We start from the raw sequence: 23622 nt of genomic DNA on the forward strand, positions 1-23622 counted from the left end.
TTCAGGAACGGAGACCACCATGAATTTTTTCCAACTGATGCAAACCCCGACGAGCGAGCTCAGCATCCCGGCGCACTGGGGGCAGGGTCGCTCGGTGTTCGGTGGCCTGGCCGCCGCGCTGGTCTACCGGGCCCTGCGGGAGCGGGCGCCGGCCGATCGCCCGGTGCGTTCGCTGGCCATCACCTTCGTGGCCCCGATGCAATGTGAAACGCCACTGCGCATCGAGGTCGAAGTGCTGCGCGAGGGGCGCGCCGTCAGCCAGTTGCTGGGCCGGGCGCTGCAGAACGGCGAGGTGGTGACTCTGGTGCAGGCCAGCTTCGGGGCCGGACGTCCGTCTTCAGTGGTGGTGGACGCCGAGCCGGCGCCGACGCTGAAAGCCCCGGAGGACAGCCAGAAATTCCCCTATCTGCCGGGCATCACGCCCGAGTTCACCCGCCACCTGGAGATGAGCTGGGCCCAGGGTGGCCTGCCATTTTCGGCCACGCTAGCCCGGGAAATGGGGGGCTGGGTGCGCTTGCGTGGCGAAGCGCCCCAACAACCGGTGGATGAGGCGGCGCTGCTGGCGCTGGTGGACGCCTGGCCGCCGGCCCTGTTGAGTCACCTGCGGCGCCCGGCGCCGGGCAGTTCGCTGACCTGGACCATAGAGTTCATGCAGCCGCTGCCAGTGGCGGAGGTCGGCGAGTACTTCCTCTACCAGGCGCGCATCGAGCATGCCCGCGACGGTTACGGGCATGTGGCTGCCAAGCTCTGGACGGCCCGGGGCGAGCTGGTGGCGATCAGTCGCCAGACCGTAGTGGTCTTCGACTGAGCGAAAGCGCCTGGGCTTCCCCAGGCACTTTCGCCGGCGAAGGGCTACAGCTTCAGCTTGCCGATGGCCTGGTTGAGCTGGCTGGCCAGATTGGCCAGCTCGGTACTGGTGCTGGTGGAGTCGCGGGTCTGCAGCACGGTCTTCTCCGAGAAGTCGCGGATGCCGATCACCGAGCGGGTCATCTCCTCCGCCACCTGGCTCTGCTGCTCGGCGGCCGTGGCGATCTGCATGTTGCTGTCGCGCATCTGCTCGACCGCCTGGGCGATCTCCCCGAGGGCCTGCTCGGCCTCGCGGGCCAGTTGCACGCAGTCATCGGCGCGCAGCGAGCTTTCCCGCATGAACTCCACCGCGTCCCGAGTGCCGCCCTGCAGGGTGCCGACCATGGTGGTGATCTCGTCCGTGGAATCCTGCACCCGGCGGGCCAGGTTGCGCACTTCATCGGCCACCACCGCAAAGCCGCGTCCCTGCTCGCCGGCGCGGGCCGCCTCGATGGCGGCGTTGAGCGCCAGCAGGTTGGTCTGCTCGGCGATGCCGTGAATCACGTTGACCACACCACTGATCTTCTCGCTGTCCTGGGCCAGGCGTTCGACCATCTGCGCGGTTTCCTGGATGCCGTTGGAGAGCCCGGCGATGGACTGCTCCACCCGCTCCACCACCGTCTGCCCGGTGCTGGCCAGGCGGTCCGCCGCCAGCGACTGGTCGCGGGTGTCGGCGGCGTGCTGGGCAATGTGGTGCACGGTCACTGACATTTCGTTAATGGCCGTGGCGGTCTGGTCGGTTTCGCTCTGCTGGCCAACCATGCCCTGCTGTACCTGGCCCATGGCGGTCGCCAGGCGGGTGGCGCCTTCGTCCAATTGCGCGGCGCTCTGTGCCACCACGCCGACGATGCGCTGGTAGCCGGCCTGCATGGCGTTGAAGGCGCTGGCCATCTCGCCCACTTCATCGTGGCTGTCGAGCGGCACCCGGGCGGAGAGATCGCCGCTGCGTTCGACGTGCAGCATGACCCCGCGCAGGGTGTTCAGGTGGGTGAGCAGGAAGCGGATCAGCAACTGCGAACTGGCCAGCAGCGCCAGCATCAGCACCAGCACCGCCACCGCGTAGCTACCGGCCCGTTCGAAAAACACCTCGCCCAGTCCCGCGCCCACCGCCAGCACGGCGGCTCGGCGGCCATCGGCGAGGTCGATCAGCTGTGCGCCTATCAGCGGCTGCCGCTCGAGCAGGCCATGCTCCAGTGCCGTCCAGCCGCTCTGTCGCGGCAGTGGCAGGAGGGCGCCATTGTGACGCGGTTGCTCGTCGGGGGCGTACACCAGCACCCGCTCGCTGGCCGGCAACGCCGTGCCAGCGGGCCAGCGGGCCAGCAGTTCGGCCTGGGCCTGCGCCTGCTGGCGCGCCGCCGTTTCGCGGGCATCCTGTTCCTGATGCATGGCGAACAGCACCAGCAGCAGGGTGATGGCGAAGGAGACGGCGTTGAGCGCCCAGAACTTGTACTTGAGAGAGAGGTCGCGAAGGTGGAGTCCCATGGAATGGTCTTTTTATCGTTATAGGAATGTGACGCAGGCAACACTATATCGGCGCCATGCCGGCCGGCATGAGAAAAATCAAGAAACCCGGTCGCCCGCCGAGGCGTCGGGCAGGCCGAAGAAGGCGCGGGCGCAGGCACTGGTATGAGCGGCGACGGCCTCCGGCGTTTCGCCTCTCTGGCGAGCCACCATGGCGAGCACCTCGCCCAGATAGGCCGGCTCGTTGTGACCGCTTTTCGGTTTCGGCCGCAACGTGCGTGGCAACAGGTAGGGCGCGTCGCTTTCCAGCATCAGGCGGCCGGCGGGGATGTCGCGCACCAGTTCCTGCAGGTGCGTGCCCCGACGTTCGTCGCAGATCCAGCCGGTGATGCCGATGTGCAGATCGAGATCCAGATAGGCATACAGCGCACGGCGCTCGCCGGTGAAGCAATGCACCACTGCGGCCGGCAGGTGATCGCGGAAGTCCCTGAGGATGGCCAGCAGACGCTGATCGGCCTCGCGCTCGTGCAGGAATGCCGGCATGCCCAGTTCGGCCGCCAGTTCCAGTTGCGCAGCGAAGACTTTCTCCTGCACCGGGCGGGGCGAGAAGTCGCGGTTGAAATCCAGCCCGCATTCGCCCACGGCGCGCACGCGTGAGTGGCGCAGCAGTGCCTGCAACTGGCGGCGGTGGTCATCCTGCCACTGGCTGGCATCGTGCGGGTGAACACCGGCCGTGCAGAACAGGCGGCCACCATCGGGATCGTGCTCTTCGCACAGACGCAGCGCCTGCTCGCTTTCGGCCAGGCTGGTGCCGGTGGCCATCAGCTGCGCGACGCCGGCCTGGCGGGCGCGCTCCAGCACGCCGTCCAGGTCGGCGGCGAGGCTGGGGTGGGTGAGGTTCACTCCGATATCGATGAGCATGGCGCTTCCACAGACGGCGAGGAAGTGTCCTTATAAATCAAGCGCCTGCCGCTGCCTATCCCGCAGGGTTTCGTACTGGCGCAGGCGCGCCCGCTCGGTGTCGTCGAAGTAATCGATCTGCAGCTGTTCGATGGCCATTCGCTGCGCGTCGTTGTCCAGCCGGTCATTGAGCTGGATGCGCGCCCTGGCTCGGTGATAGGCGCGCAGGCGGTGCTCCCAGGCCCGCGCCTCGCTGGCGCTGAGCGGCAGCAGATGATGGGTGTCATCCGTATCGCCGGGCAGCAGGCGCAGGCCGCCGAAGGCGAATATCAGCATCAGGCCCAGGGCCAGCAACAGCTTCTTCATCGGCGACTCGATGACTGGGGCGAAGCGTCCTGCTTCGCGGTCACTTGGCCGAGCAGGAATCGTGCCCAAGCGCCCAGGCCCTGTGACGACGGGCATCCGGGTCGGCGCAGCGGTTCAAGGGGCGGCAAAACTGTTACAGCCCGACACAGTCGGCCAGCGGGCCAGGCACTGGTAACGCGGCTGCTGCTCGACACTCCGGTACAGGCCCCATTCGCGGACCGGCCAGGCGACCTGCGGGGCAAGGGGCGGTAGATGGGTGGCAGCGAGTCGGCGCACCAGGGTCAGATGCGGACGATAAGGGCGCTGTTCGTAGGTCACCCCAGCCGCCTGCAAGTGCTCCAGCAGGCTGGCCTGGAATTCCAGCAGCGCAGCCGGGGCCTGGCCGGGCAATAGCACCAGCAGGTCGGACCAGCGCTCCAGTAGCGCTAGCTCCAGTTCGAAGCCGGGCAGCGGCAGGCGTTCCGCCAGGGCGGTCAGGGTCGGCAGCCGCTCTGCCGGCTGGCTGCCGAGAAACGCCAGGGTGATATGCAGGTCGGCGGGGTGCAGCGCGCGCCCGTCCGGGCAGTTGGCCCGGGACCAGGCGCTCAGCGTTTCGGCGACAGGCTCGGGACAGGGCAGGGCGAAGAACAGGCGCAGGCGATCGTGGGTCATGCGGGCGGCCGTCGTGGTTGACAGGTGGGGTGGGGCTTCCTAGCATTTCGCCCCGGCGCCGATTTAGTCAGCTACTTGCGGGGCGCCTGAGCAAAATACCGCTAAAGCGCTGGTTCCGGTGATGCCTCCCACCGCTGTCCAGTGGTTCTCGCGAGGCGGAAGCATCCCTCCATGAATTCCTCCCTGTTCACCCTGCGTACCGCTCCCCTTGCCCGCGGCCTGGCCGGTCGTGACCTGCAGATCCTGCTCGGCGGCCAGCGCCAGGTCGAATTGCTCAAGCAGCTCGATGCATTGCCCGGCCAGCGTGGGCCGCTGCGCATCCGCTTCGCCGAGGAAGGTGCGGCGCTGGCCAGGCTGGCGACCGACAGTATCGATCTCGCGGTGATCGAGGCGCCCGGCCTCGATTGCATCGGACAACTGGTGCGGGTGGCGCGCAAGGGCCTGATCATCCGACGCTGAGACCGCGTCGCCGTTCAGGCCTCAGGGTATTCGATCTCCACCAGATACCAGGTCCGGTCGCCGGTGGGCGTGGGCACGTGCACTTCGGCGTCCAGGCTTTTGCCCACCAGGGCGCGGGCCAGTGGCGAGTCGATGCTGATCAGGTTCTGTTTGAGGTCCAGTTCGTCCGGTCCGACGATGCGGTAGCGCGCCGTCTCGCCGTTCTCGTCCTCCAGGGTGACCCAGGCGCCGAAATACACCTTGTGCGGATCGGCCGGACGCTCGCGCACCACCTTGAGGTTCTCCAGGCGCTTGCGCAGGAAACGCACGCGGCTGTCGATCTCGCGCAGCATCTTCTTGCCGTAGATGTATTCGGCGTTCTCCGAGCGGTCGCCCAGTGCGGCGGCCTCGCTCACCGCCTGGGTGACCTGAGGTCGGCGCACGTTCCACAGTTCGTGCAGCTCGGCGCGCAAGCGGGCCTCGCCTTCCGGGGTGATCAGCGGCGTACCGGCGGTACGCGGGGGACGATAGCGACTCATGATTCCTTCCTGACGACTCAGCCTTCGCGCAGCACCTGCAGGGGGCTGGCATTGAGGGCGCGGCGGGTACCCAGCACGCCGGCGGTGCCGATCAGCAGGGCGCCCAGCAGTGGCAGCGCCAGCAGCCACAGGTGCGGCTGCCATTCCAGATCGAAGACGAAACGATAGAGCAGGGCGCTGGACAGCTCGCAGCCCAGCGCGGCGAGCAGCCCGCTGGCGGCGCCAAGCAGGGCGAATTCGCTGCGCCGGGCGCGCACCAGCAAACGCCGCGAGGCGCCAATGGCGCGCAGCAGGGCGCCCTGGCGAATGCGCTCGTCCAGCGTGGCCTGCAGCCCGGCGGCCAGCACCACCAGCCCGGCGGCCAGCACGAACAGCAGCACGTACTCCACCGCCAGGGTCACCTGTTCCAGGATGCCGCGCAGCTGCTCCAGCAGGGCATCCACCTGCAGCAGGGTCACGGAAGGGAAGGCGCGGGCCAGGGCCACCAGCTCGCGTTCCTGGCCGGCCGGCAGATGGAAGCTGGTCAGGTAGGTCACCGGCAGATCCTGCAGCGAACCCGGCTCGAAGATCATGTAGAAGTTCGGCTGGAAGCTGTCCCAGTTCACCTGGCGCAGGCTGGTGACCCGCGCCTCGTGCTCGCTGCCGGCGATGCTGAAGCGCAGGCGGTCGCCTAGCGTCACCTTCAGGCTTGCGGCCAGCTCGCTTTCCACCGAGACGCCCGGCAGGTCACCCGGCTGCGGTTGCGACCACCACTCCCCGGACAGCAGCTGATTGTCGGCCGGCAGGTCGGCGGCCCAGGTCAGGCTCAGGTCACGACGGATCGCGCGCTCGCCTTGCGAGTCCTTGCTGACGATCTCGCGCACTGGCTGGTCGTTGATGCTCACCAGGCGGCCGGGTAGCACCGGATAGAGCGGGGCGGCCGTGGCCTGCAGGGTCGCCAGGCGTTCGGCGAAGGCCTGGCGATCATCCGGCAGGATGTTCAGCGCGAAATGATTGGGGGCGTTCTCCGGCAACTGGGCCTGCCAGGTGTCCAGCAGTTCGCTGCGCAGCAGCGCGACCAGCGCCATGGCCAGCAGGATCAGCCCGAAGGCCAGCGCCTGGCCCACGGCCGCGAGCGGATGGCGCAGCAACTGGCCCAGGCCGAGGCGCCAGGGCAGCGCGGCGTCGCGCAGCAGACGGCGCAGGCCGGTCAGTGCCGCCAATAGCAGGCCGCCCAGTACGATGGCGGCCAGCAGACCGCCGGCGAGCAGGGCCAGGGTGAGCGTCAGGTCGAGACTCAGCCGCCACATGATCACGCCCAGCGCCAGCAGCGCCGAACCATAGACCAGCCAGGCGCCCGGTGGCAGCGGCTGCACATCGCTGCGCAGCACGCGCAGCGGCGGCACACGGCCCAAGGCGGCCAGCGGCGGCAGGGCGAAGCCGGCCAGGGCCAGCAGGCCGGTGGCGGTACCGGCCAGTGCCGGCAGCACGCCACCGGGCGGGATGTCCGCCGGCAACAGGCCAGCCAGCAGACGGAACAGTCCAAGCTGCGCCAGCCAGCCCAGCAGCACGCCCACCACGCTGGCCGCAATGCCGAGCATCAGCAATTGCAGGGCATACAGGCCGAGGGCTTCGCGGCGTGACAGGCCGAGGCAGCGCAGCAGCGCGCTGGCGTCGAAACGGCGCACGGCGAAGCGGTTGGCCGACAGCGCCACGGCTACGCCGGCGAGCAGGATGGCGGCCAGGCTGGCCAGGTTCAGGTACTGCTCGGCGCGCTCGAGGGCGCCACCGATCTGGCGGTTCTCATCGCGCACGTCCTGCAGGCGTTGGCTGGGTTGCAGCTGTCCTTCCAGGGCCTGTCGGTAGGCCTGCAGCGCGGACGGCGAACCACGCCACAGTTCCCGGTAGCGCACTCGACTGCCGGGCTGCACCACACCCGTGGCGTCGAGGTCATCCAGGTGCATCAGCACTCGCGGCGTCAGGCTGTAGAAGTCGCCGGCGCGGTCCGGCTCGTGGGTCAGCACGCGGGTCAGGCGCAGGCTCTTCTCGCCCACTTCGATGCTGTCACCCACCTGCAATTCCAGTGCGGCGAACAGCCGGGCCTCGGCCCAGGCTTCGCCCGGTCGCGGGCCGGAGCCGGGGTTTTCCACGCCGTAGGGCTCGGCTGCGCCGCGCAGTTCGCCGCGCAGCGGATAGGCATCGTCGGCGGCCTTGACGCTGGCCAGCTGGATGCCCAGATCGGTGGCGATGACGCTGGAGAACTCCACCGCGCGGGCGTGATCGAGGCCCAGCGCGTGCCCCGGGGCGAGCTGTTCGGCGCTGGCTGGCGCGCTGCCGCTGAGCACCAGGTCGGCGCCGAGGAATTCGCTGGCGCGCAGCAGCATGGCGCCGTTCAGACGTGCGCCGAAGTAGCCGATGGCGGTACTGGCCGCCACGGCGATCAGCACGGCGCCGAACAGCACGCGCAACTCGCCGGCGCGCAGGTCGCGCAGCAACTGGCGGGCCGCCAGGGCAAACAGGCGGGCGAAGGGAATGCGACGGGGCATCAGGGTTCTTCCTGCTCGATCAGTCGACCGCCTTCCAGGCGGATCTGCCGGCGGCAGCGGTGGGCCAGGCGCTGGTCATGGGTGACCAGCACCAGGGTGGTGCCGCGCTCCTGATTCAGATCGAACAGCAGATCGCTGATGCGCTCACCGGTACGGCTGTCCAGGTTGCCGGTGGGCTCGTCGGCGAACAGCAGGCCGGGCTCGGCGGCAAAGGCGCGGGCGATGGCGACGCGCTGCTGCTCGCCGCCGGACAGCTGCCGGGGGTAATGACGCAGACGCTGGCCCAGGCCCACCCGCTCGAGCAGTTCGGTGGCGCGCTGGCGGGCGTCGGCGCGGCCCTCCAGTTCCAGCGGCAGCATGACGTTCTCCAGGGCGTTCAGGCTGTCGAGCAACTGGAAGGACTGGAAGACGAAGCCCACATGCTCGGCGCGCACCCGGGCGCGCTGATCCTCGTCGAGGTTCTCCAGGGCGTTGCCGGCCAGCACCACCTCGCCGCCGCTGGGACGATCCAGGCCGGCCAGCAGGCCGAGCAGGGTGGATTTGCCGGAGCCCGAACTGCCGACGATGGCCAGGCTGTCGCCGGCCGACAGTTCCAGCGACAGGGGATGTAGGATGGTCAGCGCGCCTTCCGTGCCGGGGACCACTTTGCTAAGGTTCCGGGCGCTGAGAATGCTGTTGATCATGGGGGTTCCAATGCGTGCGTGGATTCTGGCGGGAGGCCTGGCTTGCCTGCTGTGGGGGCAGTCCGCCCTGGCCGGTACGCTGCTGGTGGTCGGCGATAGTATCAGCGCCGCTCTGGGGCTGGATACCAGCCAGGGCTGGGTCGCCCTGCTGGAGCGGCGCCTGGCAGACCACCAGGTGGTCAATGCTTCGATCAGCGGCGACACCACGGCCGGCGGCCGTGCACGTCTGCCCCGGCTGCTGGCCGAGCACCAGCCGGACTGGGTGGTGATCGAGCTGGGCGGCAACGACGGGCTGCGCGGTCTGCCCCCGGCGCAACTGCGGCAGAATCTGGACGCAATGATTCAGCGCAGCCGGGAGGCGGGCGCTCAGCCCATCCTGCTGGGCATGCGTCTGCCGCCCAATTACGGCGTGCGCTACAACCGCGCCTTCGAGCAGGTGTTCGCCGACCTGGCGCGCGAACACCAACTGCCCTGGGTGCCGTTTTTCCTGGAGGGGGTTGGCGGTGTCGAAGGCATGATGCAGGCCGATGGTATCCACCCCGGCGCCGAGGCCCAGCAACGCCTGCTGGACAATCTCTGGCCGGTGCTTGAACCGCTGCTCTGACGCTTTCCCGGCTTGCCCCTTTCGGCTAAGGTGGCGCCCCCTCCTGGAGCCTGCCATGCCGCGTCACGCCTGGTCCCTGTACGCCTATCAGCTGATCGAGCCGGACGAGCAGCTCGACCTGTTCGCCTGTCGCGAGGTGCGCGTGCACCTGGTCGTCCGGCAACTGGAGCTGGCCGGCCAGGGTGACCGCACGCTCTGTGGCCATCTGCTGCCTGCCCGCCCTCACTTCCGTTCGGTCGAGCCGGAAGGGCTGAATGATCGACGCCTCTGTCCGCGTTGCCTGGCTACGCTCAAGGCCCATCGCCAGGGCCGGCGGCACGAGGCTACGCCGGTCTGGTAGCGGCAGCGCCCGCTGGTCCGGTTTTTCCCTGATTCCGTCGCTGCCGCTGAACGTTTGATCCGCCTCGCAGTCTGAATTCGTCGGCCCGATGGGCCGTCCACTGCTTCGTCTGTTCAGTCAGCCAAGGGTTCGTTTCGGATGTTTGTCCCTCTTCTTGTTTCGCTGCGCCGTGCCGTCCTGCTCACCCTCGGCGCCACGGGGATCGCCCAGGCGCTGGAATTGCCATTGCCGCCGGAGGGCGAGGATGTGGTCGGCCAGGTGCGCGTGATCGAGAGTCGCTACGAGGACACCTTCGCGGCCATCGCCGAGGCCAACGATCTGGGTTATCTGGAGCTGGTCGCGGCCAATCCGGGGGTGGATCCCTGGCTGCCTGGCGAAGGCACCGAGATCATCCTGCCGACGCGCTACATCCTGCCGCCGGGGCCGCGCTCAGGCGTCGTCATCAACCTTGCCGAATACCGCCTCTACTACTACCCGAAAGGGCGCAACGTCGTTTACACCTACCCGCTGGGCATCGGTCGCGAGGGCTGGTCGTCGCCCGTCACGGAAACCCGTATCACCGCCAAGACGCCGAACCCGGCCTGGTACCCGCCCAAATCGATCCGTGAGGAACATGCCGCCGAGGGCGATCCGCTGCCGGCCGTGGTTCCGCCGGGACCGGACAATCCCCTCGGGCCGCTGAAAATGAACCTGGCGCTGCCGGGCTACCTTATCCACGGTTCCAACAAGAAGTTTGGCATCGGCATGCGCGTCAGCCATGGCTGCTTCCGCATGCTCAACCACAACGTGCTGGAGCTGGCCGAGATGCTGCCGGTGGGCACGCCGGTGCGCATCATCAACCAGCCGTACAAGCTGGGCGTGGGCGGTGGGCACTATTTCCTGGAAGTGCATGCGCCGCTGGAGGATGACGGCAAGATGTCGGTGGTGGACAAGCACGCGGGCATCATCAATGCGCTGCTGGCGCGTGACGACCTCGGTTCCCAGCAGCTGGACTGGGAAATGTTGCGCGAAGTGGTGGCTGCCGAGGACGGCCTGCCGGTGGAAATCGCCCGGCGCGATTCGGCCGTGACGCAGCAGCCGGTAGAGGGGCTGGCCGATAACGGGCCCTGACGTCGCGCGGGTCGGAAACAAAAAAAAGCCGATCCGGATCCGGATCGGCTTCCCAAGGGTGTGTCCCTTACTTGCGGCTGGCGCGATCCAGCATGCGCAGCGCCCGCTCGTTGGCTTCGTCGGCGGTCTGCTGAGCGCGCTGCGCGGCGGCGAGGGCTTCGTCGGCCTTGCGATAGGCTTCGTCCGCGCGGGCCTGGGCTCGGGCGGCGGAGTCTTCGCTGGCGGTCATGCGGGCCTCGGTATCGCTGCTGGTGCTGCTGCAACCAGCGGCCAGAACGGCGGCCAAGGCGATAGCAGAAAGTTTCAGAGTGTTGTTCATTGGATTCCCCTTATGGTGGGCTTTACTGTATCGGCTATTTCCCGCGACCGGGAAACCAGCGGCCTACACGCTGCCAATCACATTTCTAGACACGGAACGGACAGCTTGCAAATTAAAGACAGTTTCCGTGGCACGACGTTTTATACCGTGCGCGGAGACTTGCGATGAAGCCGCCATGTGATCCACTCCGGTGGCATAAAGTTCCGGGCGAGCCGGTCGGAATCGGGCTTCTTCCACGCACTAGGTGGAACGCTGGCTGCGGGTGTAGAGTGTTGGCCATTGCCGGGATGGCAAGCGATCCAGTGACGCGCCGGGCAGTCCGCAGGAAGGGTGGCCTGACGCTCGATGCCGTGCGGGAGAACACATGAAAGAGGCTTCCATCCACCACGATCTGGCGGGTCATCAGTTCGAAATGACCGTGGATGGCCACCGCGCCTATCTGGCCTACATGGATCTGGGTCAGCAGACCTGGGATATCTATCGCACCTTCGTGCCCAACGACCTGCGCGGCAAGGGCGTTGCGGCGGCGCTCACCGAACATGCGCTGCAATATGCGGAACGCATGGGCTATTCGGTGATTCCGTCCTGCTCCTATGTGGAGCGCTACATGGAGCGGCGACAGCGTCAGGCGAAATGAAGAAAGCCGGGCAGAGCCCGGCTTTCTTTTGTGGCGAGCTCTCAGCGCTGGCGCTTGGGCAGCACATCCTTGAGCTTGTCGCGCATGGCCAGCACGGCCTTCTCGGTGGTGTCCCAGTCGATGCAGGCATCGGTGATGGACACGCCGTACTTGAGCTGGCACAGATCCTTGGGAATGCTCTGGCTGCCCCAGCCCAGGTGACTTTCCACCATCAGGCCGATGATCGAGTTGTTGCCCTCGACGATCTGGTTGGCCACGTTCTCCATCACCAGCGGTTGCAACGCCGGATCCTTGTTGGAGTTGGCGTGGCTGCAGTCGACCATGATGTTCGGCTGGATGCCGCCCTTGCTCAGCTCCTGCTCGCACAGGGCTACGCTGACCGAGTCGTAGTTGGGCTTGCCGTTGCCGCCGCGCAGCACCACGTGGGCATAGGGGTTGCCCTTGGTGGTGACGATGGAGACCGCGCCCTGCTGGTTGATGCCCAGGAAGCGGTGCGGACGGGAAACCGACTGCAGGGCATTGATGGCTACGGCCAGGCCGCCATCGGTGCCGTTCTTGAAGCCGACCGCCGAGGACAGGCCGGAAGCCATTTCCCGGTGGGTCTGGGACTCGGTGGTGCGCGCGCCGATTGCGGACCAGCTGATCAGGTCCTGCAGGTACTGGGGCGAAATCGGGTCCAGCGCCTCGGTGGCGGTCGGCAGGCCCATCTCGGCCAGGTCCAGCAGCAGGCGGCGACCGATGTTCAGGCCGTCCTGGATCTTGAAGGAATCGTCCAGGTAGGGGTCGTTGATCAGACCCTTCCAGCCCACGGTGGTACGCGGCTTCTCGAAGTACACGCGCATCACCAGGAACAGGGTGTCGGAAACTTCGTCGGCCAGTTTCTTCAGGCGCTCGGCGTACTCGAGGGCGGCCTTGAGATCGTGAATCGAGCAGGGGCCGATCACCAGGAACAGGCGATGGTCCTTGCCGTCGAGGATGTCGCGCACCACCTGGCGGCCGTGGCTGACGGTCTGCAGGGCGGTCTCACTGAGCGGCATCTCGCGTTTGAGCTGCTCGGGAGTGATCAGGGCTTCGTTGGAAGCCACGTTCAGGTCGTTGATCGGTAAATCAGCCATCGAGGTACTCGTATTCACGGAGCCGGCCGCCTGGCATCCCCTTGCGGCGGGCACAGCTGGATGCGCGGAGGCGGGGAGGGCGAACCATAACGCGACAGCCCTCGGCTCGACAATGGGACAGGGCGGCGGCCAGACGGATTTAGGCCGCATGACTATTGCTGAATGACTTTTATCGTTGCTCGTATACTCGCCATATGGTTATAAGCAAGGCGGCGACCGAGTCGAAAGAGGATCTGACATGAAGCTTCAGCAACTGCGCTACATCTGGGAAGTGGCGCATCACGATTTGAACGTCTCGGCGACGGCTCAGAGCCTCTATACCTCCCAGCCGGGCATCAGCAAGCAGATTCGCCTGCTGGAGGACGAGCTGGGTGTCGAGGTCTTCGCCCGCAGCGGCAAGCACCTCACGCGCGTCACCCCGGCGGGGGAATACATCATCCAGACCGCCGGCGAGATCCTGCGCAAGGTCGAAAGCATCAAGCAGATTGCCCAGGAATTCTCCAACGAGAAGAAAGGCAACCTGTCCATCGCCACTACCCACACCCAGGCGCGCTACGCGTTGCCGCCGGTCATCGACCGCTTCATCAAGCGCTACCCGGACGTGACGCTGCACATGCATCAGGGCTCGCCCACGCAGATTGCCGAGATGGCCGCCGACGGCACGGTGGATTTCGCCATCGCCACCGAAGGCCTGGAGATGTACGGCGATCTGGTCATGATGCCTTGCTACCGCTGGAACCGCTGCGTGATCGTGCCCAAGGGACATCCCTTGACCGCGCTACCCAAGCTGACGCTGGAGGCGCTGGCCGAGCACCCGATCGTCACCTATGTGTTTGGCTTCACCGGCCGCTCCAAGCTGGACGAGGCCTTCAATCGGCGCGGCCTGTCGCCGAAGGTGGTGTTCACCGCCGCCGATGCCGACGTGATCAAGACCTATGTGCGCCTCGGGCTGGGCGTGGGCATCGTGGCGCACATGGCGGTGGACGAGCACGATGACGACCTGGTGACCCTGGATGCCAGCGAGCTGTTCGAGTCCAGCGTGACCAAGATCGGTTTCCGCCGCGGCACCTTCCTGCGTGGCTTCATGAGCGACTTCATCGAGTCCTTCGCGCCGCACCTGACCCGCGACATGCAGGCCAAGGCGGTGCAATGCCGCAACAAGCTGGAGCTGGACGAGCTGTTCGCGGACGTCAAACTGCCGGTCTACTGATGTCCAGCATCTAAAAAAACAGCCGGCTTTGCCGGCTGTTTTTTCTGGGTTTCAACCCTTGTGAATCAGGTTGCCGGCGTGCAGGCCGCATTCCTTGTGGGTGGCCTCTTCCCACCACCAGCGGCCTTCGCGCTCGTGCTGGTTGGGCAGCACCGGGCGGGTACAGGGTTCGCAGCCAATGCTGATGAAGCCGCGCTCGTGCAGCGGGTTGTAGGGCAGCTCCAGCATGCGGATGTAGCCCCAGACCTCGGCGCTGGTCATCTGCGCCAGCGGGTTGAACTTGCAGAGGGTGTTGTCCGCGGTGGAGAAGGTGGCATCGATCTCCAGCACCGCCACCTGGCTGCGCGTGCCGGGGCTCTGGTCGCGGCGCTGGCCGGTGGCCCAGGCGCGCACGCCGGCCAGCTTGCGGCGCAGCGGCTCGATCTTGCGAATGCCGCAGCATTCGCCGTGGCCGTCCTTGTAGAAGCTGAACAGGCCCTTCTCGCGCACCAAAGCTTCCAGCCGGGCGTGGTCCGGGCTGAGAACCTCGATGGGCAGTGAATAGTGCTCGCGCACCTGTTCGATGAAGCGGTAGGTCTCCGGATGCAGGCGCCCGGTGTCCAGGCTGAACACCCTGACGTTCCGGTTCAGCTTCCAGGCCATGTCCACCAGCACCACATCCTCCGCGCCGCTGAAGGAAAGCCACAGGTCGTCGCCGAAGTGCTCGAAGGCGAGCTTGAGGATGTCCTGGGGCGTTTTCTCGGCGTAGCGGGTTGCCAGTTCGGCAATGTGGCTGGGCTCGATCATGTGTTTCTCGGAGGGTTGCAACCTGGGGCCGCGATGGTAGCACCGGGCGCGCTATGCAATTAAATAACCAAAATGCCCCGTACCCGCCTTGCCGGTTATAAGAGTCCAATTGCGCCGTCTGTGCCGACCGGCTAGAGTGCGGCCCTTTCTCACCTCACCCTAGGAGTGTTCTCGTGGAGATCGCTTGTCTCGACCTGGAAGGCGTCTTGGTCCCGGAAATCTGGATCGCGTTTGCGGAAAAAACCGGCATCGAGGCGCTGAAGGCGACCACCCGGGACATTCCCGACTACGACGTGCTGATGAAGCAGCGTCTGCGCATTCTTGATGAGCACGGCCTGAAGCTGCGCGACATCCAGGAAGTGATCGCCACGCTCAAGCCGCTGGAAGGCGCCGTGGAATTCGTCGACTGGCTGCGCGAGCGCTTCCAGGTCGTCATCCTCTCCGACACCTTCTACGAGTTCTCCCAGCCGCTGATGCGCCAGCTGGGTTTCCCGACCCTGCTGTGCCACAAGCTGGTGGTCGACGAGACCGACCGCGTGGTGGGCTACCAGCTGCGCCAGAAGGACCCCAAGCGTCAGTCCGTCATTGCGCTGAAGAGCCTGTACTACCGTGTGATCGCTGCCGGCGACTCCTACAACGACACCACCATGCTGTCCGAGGCGCATGCCGGCATCCTGTTCCACGCGCCGGACAACGTCATCCGCGAGTTCCCGCAGTTCCCGGCGGTGCACACTTACGGGGACCTGAAGCAGGAGTTCCTCAAGGCGTCGAATCGGGCGCTGAGCCTGTAAGACCAGAAGGCGGCCCAAATGGCCGCCTTTTTTGTGTGTCCCGGCCATCCCGTCCACCTGTGGGGCCGGCTTTATGCCGGCCAGCGGCGGTGGGCCCGAAGCCGTGGTGGGGAATCTGGCTCCGTCGGCCGGGATAAACCCGGCCCCACAGAAACCCAGGACGTAGGATGGACAACGCCGTTCTTGTTCACCGTTGCGGCATCTCGCCGGACCACGAATCGAGATTCCACCCCGGCGGCCAAAAAAAACGTTGACCGCCCTACCGGGCAATGCAGCGCAGCGGCGCGCCCAGCGCCAGGATATGCTGCTGCTTGACGCTGACCCCGCCCTGTTTCATCTCCGCCCACACCGTTTGCCAACCGCCCAGCGCGCTGTTGTCCAGATGCCTGGCCTGCAGATGTTGCCGGTGGAAATGCTCGCGACTGCCCTTGGCCAGCAACTCGGGCGTGAGCTGCGGGACCAGCAGCTGGCCGGCTTGCGGCAGCGTCGCGGCGATCACCAGGCCCGCCGGGTCGTAGTCCGCAAAGACGACAACCGGAACCGCGGCAGGTAGGCGTTGCAGCAACTGCCGCGTGCCGCGCGTGGCGGCGCCATGCCCGCGATACAGCACCAGTGCTTCGCGCAGGCTGGCGGGGAGGGCGAAGCGGTGAATCTGGTCGAAACAGTCGAGGTTCTCGACCACCAGCACGCGGCCGATGGCCGCCAGGTCCAGCTGATCCAGCGCAACGCGCAACGCGCAGCCGGCGGGCAGGACGGGCAGCACCCCGGGCAGAACGCCCTTGGCCAGCACGAAACCGTCATCCGGCCGCTGCGGGGCGAGCTTTTCGTCGATGGCCCGGGACGCCGCCTGGATGCGGTCCTCGGCCGGCAGCGGCTCGATCAGATCCCAGCCGAAATAGCGTTCGGCTTCCTTGCGCAGCAGATCGCGCTCACGCGGGGTGAACGTCAGCCGGCGACGCTCCACCCGGCCCAGTTCGAACGCCCGGTGGATGTCCTGCCAGGTCGCGTTGTAGGCCACCTCCAGCAGGTGGTTGCGCAGCAGGTGATGCAGCGCCCGGGCGTGACTTTTCCCTAGGCTGACAGGCACAGCGCCAGATCCCGCACGATGAAGTTGCCGCTGAACACCGGGTGATCCTCGCCTTCGGGCAGCAGCTCGAAGTAGTCCTTCTGCTCGTCGGGTAGCGCCTCGTAGCCGCCGATCACCTGGTACAGCCAGGTTTCCTCGTCCCAGGGCAGGCGCTGTTCGGCGCGCCAGGCGAGCGCGGATATCGGCTGGCCGCGCTCGATCACCTGGCAGAGATACTCCTGCACGGCCTCCTGGATCGGGCTGGCCTGCACCTCGAAGCTTTCCACCTCGCCCAGCAGCGTTTCGCCGGCTTCCGGCAGGGCCACCAGGGCGCGCTCCTCGCGCTGCGCACGCACCTGCGCGGCCAGGGCCAGCAGTTCGGCTTCCTGCACGCTGTCGTGGATATCCACGGCGGCCGGGGCGAGCAGCGCCTCGGCCAGGTTGAGCAATTGCGGCATCTGCGGCAGGGCGGTGTGCTGGCCGGGCTGATAGTCCGGCTGCTGCTCCACATGCAGGCTCCAGCCACGCAGCAGGCGGGTTCGGCCCTGGATCTTGCGGAAGCGGCCGAGCAGGTCGAGCAGGCGCGCCTGCACCACGCCCAGTTCCAGGTAGGCGTCGCTGACGCTGCGCTGCAGGCTGGTGACCAGCAGGCGGCGCAGTTCGCGCAGGTCGCCGGCGGTATCGGCCAGATCCTGGAAATCGATCAGTTCCAGGCCGGCGAGCAGTTCGCTGACCTGGGTCTGCGCCAGCTCGTTCTCGCGGATCTTGGCGTTCAGGCTGCCGACGTAGCCGAATTCGTTGTTGATGCGGCTCCACAGCACGCGAATGCCGTGCCCCAGGCCTTCGCAGAAGCTGTAGACGTGCTCGCGCAGGTCGGACAGGTAGGCGTCGGCGGCGGCGAAGTCGCCCTGGTGGCGCGCCTCGGTGTAGTGGGCGGCCAGCGTACGGAAGGTGGCCAGGGTGGCGCCGGTGTTGGCGTCGATCTGCCGGTTTCGGTCGTCCTTCAGCGCCTCTTCCAGCAGGGCGCGCACCGTGCGCCGTAGGTGCAGGTCGGCGCCGGGCTCCGGGCGGTAGAGGATGCCGTCCTTGACCAGGCGCTCCTGCACGCCGGGCTCCAGCGCCTCGTCGCTGATGGAGCCGGCCAGGTAGGCGTCCATGATGGGTTCGGCGTGGCGGCCCAGCTGGCGCAGGAAGCGCACGCCGGCCTGGTGCAGGTTGCCGCTCATAGCAGACTGCTCTGGCTGGCGGCCTCGGCGCGATCCTCCAGCGCCAGGCCTTCGGCTTCGTCGATGAAGCGGATCACCTCATAGAGGTAGTCCAGCTTGCCGGTGCCGATGTAGATCTGCTTTTCCGGGTTGGGGCGGATCAGGTAGCCCATGTCGCAGAGCTTCTTGAACACCTGCTTGATCTGCGCGTCGACGCTGGCGCTGGTGGAGCCGAACAGCCGGTAGTGGCTGATGCGCGCCAGCTGCTCGCGGAAGGCCGGGGTGTCCTCGACGATGCCCTGCAGTTCATTCAGACGAATCGGACTGCCCTCGGTCAGCGGCGCGTCCTGGGCGCTGGCTTCCTGCACCAGCAGCAGCCATTCCACCAGCGGGGTGAGGGCATGGCAGACGTCGCGAAACTGCTGGCCGACCACCTTGCGCTCGTTCTCGCCCAACTGGCGGTAGGCGCAGTAGAACACTTCCGCCTCGGCGCCGCTGCCGACGCTGGCCACCACGCGGTTGAGGGTGTTCAGATAGTCGTCCACCTGTTCGCGGTTGGCCGGGTTCTTCAGGAAGCGCCAGCCTTCCTCGTCGGTGGTGCGGCAGATGAAGCTGCCCTGCAGCAGGCGTTCGATGACCTGTCCCTTGTTGGAAAGCATCAGACGGTCTCCTCGGTCTGGCGGGCTTTCAGGCGCTCGCCGATCACATCCAGGCGCGGCTTGACCACCTGCAGCTGGCGGGTCTGCTTGTTGACGATGTAGCGGTTGCTGAACAGCGACAGCACCTCGGAATCCGGGTTGGGGAAGGCGGCGAGGATGCGGATGCGGTTGCTGGTGCAGGCGTCGAAGATCTTCTTCACGTTGTTGTGGTGCAGCGTGCCCAGTTCGTCGATCGGCCAGTGGATCATCGCCGGCGCGTCGCCGCGCAGCAGGCGGGTGAAAGCCAGCAGAAACTTGCAGAGGATCAGGTAGGCCATGCCGTGGCTGGAGGATTCGTTGAGCTGGCGGTCGGTGCGGATCACCAGGTCGCTGTTGCCCTCGCGCAGACGTAGCTCGATTTCCAGCAAGCCCGCGATGCCGCTGCTCAGGGCCGAGCGGCCGAGCACTTCCAGGGCGCGGCGCATGCTGCCGGTGTAGTCCTCGCCGGGCAGTTCGGCGAAGCCGCTGTCCTGCCATTCGCGGTAGGCGTTCACGAAGCTGCGCAGCTCCGGCCAGAATTCAAGCTCGGTGATGCGCGAGCGGATGGTCACCGCCGAATTGGACACCCCGTCGAGGAACAGCTCGTCGCTGACCTCGCGGGTGATGCGCGCGCTCTGGCTGGCGATGCGCTTGTCGATGTCGGCCAGCACGTCGAAGTAGTCGTACAGGTCCTTGCCGAAGATGCGCCCCTGCTCCAGCAGGCCGCGGATGCTCTGCGGCACCAGCTCGTTGAGCAGTTGCGCGAGCACCGGCACCAGCCGGCGGTAATCCAGGGTTGGCACGCCGCGCTCGCTGACCAGCGTGCATTCCTCGCGGCCGCGTTCCCAGGTCTCGGTGAGGCTGGAGCCGCTCTTGCCGGCCAGCAGGCTGTCGAAGCGGTCGACGTGCTGCTTGATGGTGGTCATCAACGCGTCGCGGCTGTGCAGCAGCTCCTGGCCGAGGCGCAGGCGCTCGTCCAGTTCGCCTTCCGGTGGTATGCCGTCGCGCGGCAGCTTGCACTCGCCGAGGCGGCGCAGCAGGCCCTTGAGCAGGTCCAGCTGCTCGCCAATCTGGCCCTGCTGCTGCAGGCCCTGCTTGCGCTGCTGCTCAAGCTGGTCGCGCTGGCGCTTGTAGGCCTGGGTGGCGCTGTCGAGCCGCTGCTTGAGGTCGCTGGCCTCGGCGCGCCGGGCCACTAGATCGTCGTGCAGCTGCGGCTTGCGCTTGAGCCAGGTGACCGCGTACCACTCCTCGTAGCGGTGCACCTCGGAACGCAGCGCCTCGGTCTCGCGGATGCGCTGTTCGCGCTGGCGGATGCCGTTCTTCAGTTCGATCAGCTGGGCTTCGTCGACGCCACGGGACTTCAGTTCGTTGCGGTACCAGCTTTCGCAGGCGGCCAGCTCGGTCTTGCCCTGGGCGCGCTGTTCGTCCATCTGGCCGCGCAGTTGCGCCAGACGCTGCTCCAGATCCTGGATCACCTGCTGCCAGTGGGCCGAGGCTTCCAGGCGCGCGTCCTGGTGCTGCTCGGCCAGCTCTTCCAGCAACAGGCCATGTTCGGCGCTCAGGCGCGCCAGGCTTTCGTCCAGCGCGCTCAGTTGCTTGCGGGCTTCCAGGCGGCGCTCGGCCAGGGCGGCATCGAGGCGTTCCTTGAGGGCGGCGCGCTCTTCGCGCAGCCGCTGGCGATCGTCCTTGTCGCGTTGCAGCTCGGTGCGCGCCTGCACCAGGCGGGTGTTGAGGTCGTCGAGGGCGGCGGTCTGTTCGGCCAGTTGGGCTTCCAGGCCTTCCAGATGATTGCGCGCGGCCTGCAGGTTGTCCTCGGCCAGCTGCACGCGGGCGCGCAGGGCGGCTTCGTCGGCGGCGTGTTCGGGGGTGGGCAGCATGGCCAGGTCGAGGCGCAGGCCGTGGAAGCTGTCGGCCGGGGTTTCGCTCAGCGCGGGCTTGAGGTCGGTGCGCTGCAGCAGGCCCGGTTCGATCAGCTTGCCCAGGTGCTGTTCCCAGCCCGGCTGCTCGCGGCGCAGGAATTCCAGCAGGGTGTGCTGGCCGGGGTAGAGCAGGCGCTCGGCGGCGTTCTTTTCCTGCTCGCGTTCGGCCACCTTGCGCGCCGCCTGCTGGTGCTGCTGGGCGAGTTCCTCGCGCTGGCGCAGCAGCTGGCGTTCCTGCTGGGTCAGGGACTCGACCTGCTGGCTGGCGGCGTCGCGCTTTTCGTCGGCCTCTTCCAGGCGCCGGTCGAAGATGTCCAGGCTGCGGCTTTCCTCTTCGCTGTAGCCGAACTGGTTGATGCGCTGCTCGTGATCCTTGCGCTCCAGCTCGCGGGCATGTTTCTGCTCGCGGTAGGTGGTTTCGGACTCCTGGCGGCGGTTGGCGAAGGACTTGTCCAGCTGGCTCAGGGCGGCGTGCTGCTGCTGGGTGCGCGCGGCCAGTTCGTCGCGCACCTTGCCTTCCTGTCCGTGCAGGCGATCCAGCGCTTCCTGCTGGCGTTCCTGGACAATCTGCTTGCGCTCCAGGTAGGCGTTCTGCACGTCGGCGTGCTGCTCGGTGAGCAGGCGCAGGCGCTCCTTGAGGTTGTCCAGCTCCAGCTTCCAGCCGTCGAGCTTCTCCAGGTCGGCCTTGGCCTGGTCGATATCGGAATCCAGGTATTGCTGGTACTGCTCCTCGATGTGGTTGAGCTGGGTTTCGTCGCTTTCGATGCGCGCCTGCACCTGGGACAGGTCGAGACTCAGCACGTCGCGCTGTTCTTTCCAGTCACCTTCCAGGCGATTGAGTTCGAAGCCGAGCTGCTCCAGCTCGCTCTTCAGGGTTTCCTGGCGGGCGAACAGTTGCGGCTCGTCGGTGCGGAAGGCCTGCAGCAGGCCGCTGAGGCGCGCCTCGCAACCTTGCAGTTCCTGGAAATCGCGCTCCAGACGGGCGAACTCCGGGCGCAGGTCGGCGAAGCCCTGGATGAGCTGGCTGTCACGGATCCAGTCCTCGACCTTCTGGGAGCTCAGGCCGGTGGTCGGCGGGGAGACACCGTCCTCCTCGAGAATGGCGGCGACCATCGACTTGATGGTTTCCATCTTGCCTTCGCGCGAATGCACGGCGCGCACCAGCTTCTCGATATGCCGCAGGCTGTGCTCGCCGCTGCACAGCGAGAACTGGCGGGCCAGCTGGCGCAGTTCGCTGCGCTGGCTGTCGGCGGACAGCAGCGTGCGGTCGTTCTGGATGATCGCCCGGTACTGGCGGGTGTTGAGCTGGTTGCTGACCGCCACGCCGAGCTGGCGGAAATGCCGGCCCAGCTCGTTCATGGTGCGGCAGACGATGCTGTCGCCCTGGCGGCTGCGGATGTAGTCCTCCAGGTCGAAACCCTTGTGTACCAGCCGGTAATCCACGCCGCGGCCGTCACTGCTGGTGGCGAGGATCGCCTGACACGGCTCATCGTCCATGCGCTGGTATTCGTAGACGATGAAGCTCTGCTCGGTGGGCAGGTACCAGCGCTCGAAGCTGTCACGGGTGGCCGGCACCACGCGGCTCGGGTACTCGCCATAGAACACCGGCACCAGGCGCTGCAGGGTGGTCTTGCCGGAGGCGTTGGTGCCGCAGATGTTGGTGTGGTCGTCCACGACCAGCTCGACCACACCCTTGAGGTGGGTGTTGATCAGAATGAGGCGATTCAGGCTGGGCATGCGAATCCTTCGAAGATGCGAAGCAAGGGCGCAGTTTAAGCAAGCGGCACGCCGCTGCCGAGTCGCAATCGAGCGCGGTCGTCACATTTGGGGCGATTTGCCGCGCTTTTTGTGTGGCCACCCTATCCGGCCAGACCTACCCGGTCAGACCTGCCCGGCCAGGTCTATTCCGGCCGACGGCGTGGGGTATGCCACCGAGGCTCGGCCTTCGACTCCGCTGGCCGGCGTAAAGCCGGCCCCACAAGGTTCGCGCTGCCCGTGAGTCGGAAAATCTGTAGGGCCGGGTTTATCCCGGCCGAAGGGGGTGGGAATGTCGCCGAGAGGGGACGCTAATCACAGCGCTTCCAGCGTGCGCAGCAGCACCTCGACCTTGGCGATGGATTCCCGGTACTCGGCCTGCCAGTCGGAGTCCATGACGATGCCGCCGCCACCCCAGCAACTGATCTGCCCGTCCTTGACCAGCAGGCTGCGGATGGCGATGGAACTGTCCATTTCGCCGCGGACGTCCAGATAGAGCAGCGAGCCGCAGTACAGGGCGCGGCGGGTCGGCTCCAGTTCGTCGATGATCTGCATGGCACGGATCTTCGGCGCGCCGGTGATCGAGCCGCCGGGGAAGCTGCCGGCCAGCAGGTCCAGCGCATCCTTGCCGTCCGCCAGCTCGCCGGTCACCGCGCTGACCAGATGGTGCACGTTGGGATAGCTCTCCAGCGCGAACAGCTCGGGCACGCGCACCGAGCCGGTCCGGCAACTGCGCCCCAGGTCGTTGCGCAGCAGGTCGACGATCATCAGGTTCTCGGCACGGTCCTTGGCGCTGGCCAGCAAGGCTTCGGCCTGCTGGCGATCCTCGCTGGGCGTGGCACCGCGCGGCCGGGTGCCCTTGATCGGCCGGGTTTCCACCTGACCGGCGCGCACTTCGATGAAGCGTTCGGGCGAATGGCTGAGGATGGTGCCGCCGGGCCCGCTGATAAAGCCGGAAAAGGGCGTCGGGCAGGCCACGCGCAACGCGCGATAGGCCTGCCAGGCGTCGCCCTGGCAGTGGGCCCGGAAGCGCTGCGCGTAGTTCACCTGATAGCAGTCGCCGGCGCGGATGTAGTCGAGGATGCGCTGCACGGCGCCCTCGTATTGCGCTGCGCTCTGGTCGGGTCGGAACGGTGCGAGCAGTCGGAAGGCGGCATGGTTCTCGGACGCCGCCTCCGCTTCGAACAGCTGGATCAGGCGCTGCCGCTCAGCGGTGTCGACGGTGGGGTGGAACATCAGCTGCGTGGTGCGCAGCTGATGATCGGAAATCAGCGCCCAGGCATACAGGCCCAACTGCGCATCGGCAAAGCCGAGGTCGTCCTGGGCCTGTGCGGGCAGCTGTTCCAGGCGCCGGCCGAAGTCGTAGGACAGGTAGCCGATCAGCCCGCCGGTGAACGGCAGCGGGCCGTTTGCCGGCGCCTCGGCCCGGCCCAGCGTCCCCAGCGCCGCGCGCAGGCGTTGGAAGAAGTGGTTGGCCGATTCGTCGGGCTCCGGGCTCAGACAGGCCAATGGCCAGGCGGACAGCAGGTCATAACGTCCGCGCTCGGCGCCGGGCCGGCCACTGTCCAGCAACACCGCCCCCGGGGCGTGGCGAATGCGGGTAAAACGCTCGGTGGGATCGGCCTGGTAGGGCAGGGCGTGGCAGTGGCAGGTAGGCATGGGGATCGTGGGCAATAACG

The 23622-nt window shown here is 66.9% G+C and carries 23 protein-coding genes; 8 read left to right on the forward strand and 15 right to left on the reverse strand.

Going from position 1 to position 23622, the window contains the following annotated elements:
- Positions 1–19: 19 nt before the first annotated feature.
- On the forward strand, positions 20–808 hold the full coding sequence (locus VL129_RS13150; RefSeq protein WP_325413404.1) for an acyl-CoA thioesterase: 789 nt from the start codon (positions 20–22) through the stop codon (positions 806–808).
- 44 nt (positions 809–852) lie between these two features.
- Here the strand turns inward: VL129_RS13150 and VL129_RS13155 are convergent, their stop codons facing one another.
- The 4 genes from VL129_RS13155 to thpR all read right to left on the reverse strand — a co-directional run bounded on the left by VL129_RS13155 (position 853) and on the right by thpR (position 4224).
- Positions 853–2328 (reverse strand): methyl-accepting chemotaxis protein, encoded by a 1476-nt coding sequence (locus VL129_RS13155; protein WP_325413405.1) that lies wholly within the window; start codon positions 2326–2328, stop codon positions 853–855.
- 78 nt (positions 2329–2406) lie between these two features.
- Entirely contained in the window at positions 2407–3228 is an 822-nt protein-coding gene (locus VL129_RS13160) for a TatD family hydrolase (protein WP_325413406.1), read from the reverse strand.
- Positions 3229–3258: 30 nt separating this feature from the next.
- Positions 3259–3573: a lipase secretion chaperone gene (locus tag VL129_RS13165; RefSeq protein ID WP_325413407.1), complete on the reverse strand. Its 315-nt coding sequence runs from the start codon at positions 3571–3573 to the stop codon at positions 3259–3261.
- A 114-nt stretch (positions 3574–3687) separates the two neighbouring features.
- Positions 3688–4224, reverse strand: coding sequence for an RNA 2',3'-cyclic phosphodiesterase (thpR, locus tag VL129_RS13170; protein WP_325413409.1), 537 nt, complete (start codon positions 4222–4224; stop codon positions 3688–3690).
- Positions 4225–4395: 171 nt separating this feature from the next.
- Between thpR and VL129_RS13175 the strand changes: the two genes are divergently transcribed.
- Positions 4396–4683 (forward strand): class I SAM-dependent methyltransferase, encoded by a 288-nt coding sequence (locus VL129_RS13175; protein ID WP_325413411.1) that lies wholly within the window; start codon positions 4396–4398, stop codon positions 4681–4683.
- Between the two features lie 14 nt (positions 4684–4697).
- Here the strand turns inward: VL129_RS13175 and greB are convergent, their stop codons facing one another.
- From greB to VL129_RS13190, 3 genes are read right to left on the reverse strand one after another with little or no spacing between them, the layout of a single operon-like run.
- Positions 4698–5201, reverse strand: a complete 504-nt coding sequence (gene greB, locus VL129_RS13180) for a transcription elongation factor GreB (protein ID WP_325413413.1) — start codon at positions 5199–5201, stop codon at positions 4698–4700.
- Between the two features lie 17 nt (positions 5202–5218).
- The gene (locus VL129_RS13185; protein ID WP_325413415.1) at positions 5219–7726 is read right to left on the reverse strand and encodes an ABC transporter permease; all 2508 of its coding nucleotides are present in this window, start codon (positions 7724–7726) and stop codon (positions 5219–5221) included.
- Positions 7726–8409, reverse strand: a complete 684-nt coding sequence (locus tag VL129_RS13190; RefSeq protein ID WP_325413417.1) for an ABC transporter ATP-binding protein — start codon at positions 8407–8409, stop codon at positions 7726–7728. The genes VL129_RS13185 and VL129_RS13190 overlap by 1 nt, the downstream gene beginning before the upstream one ends.
- A gap of 10 nt (positions 8410–8419) precedes the next feature.
- On the opposite strand from VL129_RS13190, the gene VL129_RS13195 reads away from it, so the two are divergent.
- The 3 genes from VL129_RS13195 to VL129_RS13205 all read left to right on the forward strand — a co-directional run bounded on the left by VL129_RS13195 (position 8420) and on the right by VL129_RS13205 (position 10463).
- Positions 8420–9013 carry an arylesterase gene (locus tag VL129_RS13195; RefSeq protein ID WP_325413419.1) on the forward strand — a complete coding sequence of 198 codons (594 nt, stop codon included), beginning with the start codon at positions 8420–8422 and terminating at the stop codon, positions 9011–9013.
- 55 nt (positions 9014–9068) lie between these two features.
- The gene (locus VL129_RS13200; protein WP_325413421.1) at positions 9069–9353 is read left to right on the forward strand and encodes a hypothetical protein; all 285 of its coding nucleotides are present in this window, start codon (positions 9069–9071) and stop codon (positions 9351–9353) included.
- A gap of 138 nt (positions 9354–9491) precedes the next feature.
- On the forward strand, positions 9492–10463 hold the full coding sequence (locus VL129_RS13205) for a L,D-transpeptidase family protein (protein WP_325413423.1): 972 nt from the start codon (positions 9492–9494) through the stop codon (positions 10461–10463).
- Between the two features lie 67 nt (positions 10464–10530).
- Here the strand turns inward: VL129_RS13205 and VL129_RS13210 are convergent, their stop codons facing one another.
- The gene (locus tag VL129_RS13210; RefSeq protein ID WP_325413425.1) at positions 10531–10782 is read right to left on the reverse strand and encodes an Lpp/OprI family alanine-zipper lipoprotein; all 252 of its coding nucleotides are present in this window, start codon (positions 10780–10782) and stop codon (positions 10531–10533) included.
- A 364-nt stretch (positions 10783–11146) separates the two neighbouring features.
- Here VL129_RS13210 and VL129_RS13215 point away from each other — a divergent pair, with 364 nt between their 5' ends.
- Positions 11147–11419 (forward strand): GNAT family N-acetyltransferase, encoded by a 273-nt coding sequence (locus VL129_RS13215; RefSeq protein WP_325413427.1) that lies wholly within the window; start codon positions 11147–11149, stop codon positions 11417–11419.
- A 41-nt stretch (positions 11420–11460) separates the two neighbouring features.
- On the opposite strand, the gene VL129_RS13220 is transcribed toward VL129_RS13215, so the two are convergent.
- Positions 11461–12534, reverse strand: coding sequence for a 3-deoxy-7-phosphoheptulonate synthase (locus VL129_RS13220; RefSeq protein WP_325413429.1), 1074 nt, complete (start codon positions 12532–12534; stop codon positions 11461–11463).
- A 238-nt stretch (positions 12535–12772) separates the two neighbouring features.
- Between VL129_RS13220 and cysB the strand changes: the two genes are divergently transcribed.
- On the forward strand, positions 12773–13744 hold the full coding sequence (gene cysB / locus VL129_RS13225) for an HTH-type transcriptional regulator CysB (RefSeq protein ID WP_325413431.1): 972 nt from the start codon (positions 12773–12775) through the stop codon (positions 13742–13744).
- Between the two features lie 51 nt (positions 13745–13795).
- Here cysB and VL129_RS13230 read toward each other — a convergent pair whose 3' ends face one another.
- Positions 13796–14530 (reverse strand): phosphoadenylyl-sulfate reductase, encoded by a 735-nt coding sequence (locus tag VL129_RS13230; RefSeq protein WP_325413433.1) that lies wholly within the window; start codon positions 14528–14530, stop codon positions 13796–13798.
- Between the two features lie 173 nt (positions 14531–14703).
- On the opposite strand from VL129_RS13230, the gene thrH reads away from it, so the two are divergent.
- Positions 14704–15321 carry a bifunctional phosphoserine phosphatase/homoserine phosphotransferase ThrH gene (gene thrH / locus VL129_RS13235; RefSeq protein WP_325413435.1) on the forward strand — a complete coding sequence of 206 codons (618 nt, stop codon included), beginning with the start codon at positions 14704–14706 and terminating at the stop codon, positions 15319–15321.
- Between the two features lie 259 nt (positions 15322–15580).
- Here thrH and VL129_RS13240 read toward each other — a convergent pair whose 3' ends face one another.
- The 5 genes from VL129_RS13240 to pabB form a co-directional block, all read right to left on the reverse strand.
- Complete coding sequence (locus tag VL129_RS13240; RefSeq protein ID WP_325413437.1) at positions 15581–16408, reverse strand: DUF7281 domain-containing protein; 828 nt, start codon at positions 16406–16408, stop codon at positions 15581–15583.
- Positions 16393–17613: a phosphoenolpyruvate carboxylase gene (locus VL129_RS13245; protein WP_325413439.1), complete on the reverse strand. Its 1221-nt coding sequence runs from the start codon at positions 17611–17613 to the stop codon at positions 16393–16395. Before VL129_RS13245 ends, VL129_RS13240 begins: the two co-directional genes overlap by 16 nt.
- Positions 17610–18251, reverse strand: a complete 642-nt coding sequence (locus tag VL129_RS13250; protein WP_325413441.1) for a hypothetical protein — start codon at positions 18249–18251, stop codon at positions 17610–17612. The genes VL129_RS13245 and VL129_RS13250 overlap by 4 nt, the downstream gene beginning before the upstream one ends.
- The gene (locus VL129_RS13255) at positions 18251–21925 is read right to left on the reverse strand and encodes an ATP-binding protein (protein WP_325413443.1); all 3675 of its coding nucleotides are present in this window, start codon (positions 21923–21925) and stop codon (positions 18251–18253) included. Before VL129_RS13255 ends, VL129_RS13250 begins: the two co-directional genes overlap by 1 nt.
- Positions 21926–22258: 333 nt before the next feature.
- A complete protein-coding gene (gene pabB, locus VL129_RS13260; protein WP_325413445.1) occupies positions 22259–23602 on the reverse strand; it encodes an aminodeoxychorismate synthase component I in 1344 nt (447 codons plus the stop codon).
- Positions 23603–23622 lie beyond the last annotated feature (20 nt).

Source organism: Pseudomonas sp. (assembly GCF_035497915.1).
GTDB lineage: Bacteria > Pseudomonadota > Gammaproteobacteria > Pseudomonadales > Pseudomonadaceae > Serpens.